Here is an 831-nt window from a genome sequence, read left to right on the forward strand (position 1 = left end):
AAGTTTTATTCAGATATATAAACCTGCTTGCCCTTTCTACATCTGATAGTTTCTTAGCGTCTAATCTTCTAATCTCATAGAAATACTCCATATCATTTTTATATTTTTTAAGACTTTCTATCAAATCATAAACTTTATCTCTTATAACAATATAAGCATTTATAAGTTCTTGGTTTATATCACTTACTATGGCTTTTTGTGGCATCAAACTAAAAAATAATGCACCACCGCCTAAGAATGGTTCAATGTATGTATCGTAATTTTCAGGCACAAAGAGTTTTAAGATTCTTAGTAACTGACTCTTCCCACCAGCCCATTTAACAAACGGATAAGATTTTATAATCTTCATTTCTAATCCTTACAGGGACATAATAAACATAATCCACCACCATCACCTTCTCCTGCTCGGCGATGATTTCTAACCCTTATAGGGACGTAATAAACTTGTTAAAAAAGATAAGATTACTATCCCTGCTAAATACAGAAAAAGATTAATTATCGCAAATTCTTCCAAGGAATTAGGCGGCATATTAAATAACTATGCTATAAAAGACAAGCCTATAGAAAAAGTAATAGATATGGAAAATAGCGTTGCAAGTGAAGTGTTTTTAAATGGATAAATTCTTTCTTTTGCCAAAAAAGTTAACCCATATATATCATTAAGGCTTTTTTCTAGGTTAACTCTTTAAAAGAAGGGGGAACTCTATCACCTGTAGAAAGGAAAAAAAGGAGAACTTTATCACCTTTAAAAAGGTAAAAGGGAAGTATCTAAACAATGGAATAGAGAATAATCGTTATTTTTTAATACTTTCTTATATCATTTTTAATTAT

General features: G+C 30.1%; 1 protein-coding gene. It reads right to left on the bottom strand.

Going from position 1 to position 831, the window contains the following annotated elements:
* Positions 1-349 (bottom strand): DNA adenine methylase (locus ACP5QL_RS09230; protein ID WP_428127296.1); only part of this gene is annotated, 349 nt, incomplete at its 3' end.
* Between the last annotated feature and the right edge of the window lie 482 nt (positions 350-831).

The organism is Dictyoglomus sp. (assembly GCF_049968615.1).
Classification (GTDB): domain Bacteria; phylum Dictyoglomota; class Dictyoglomia; order Dictyoglomales; family Dictyoglomaceae; genus Dictyoglomus; species Dictyoglomus turgidum.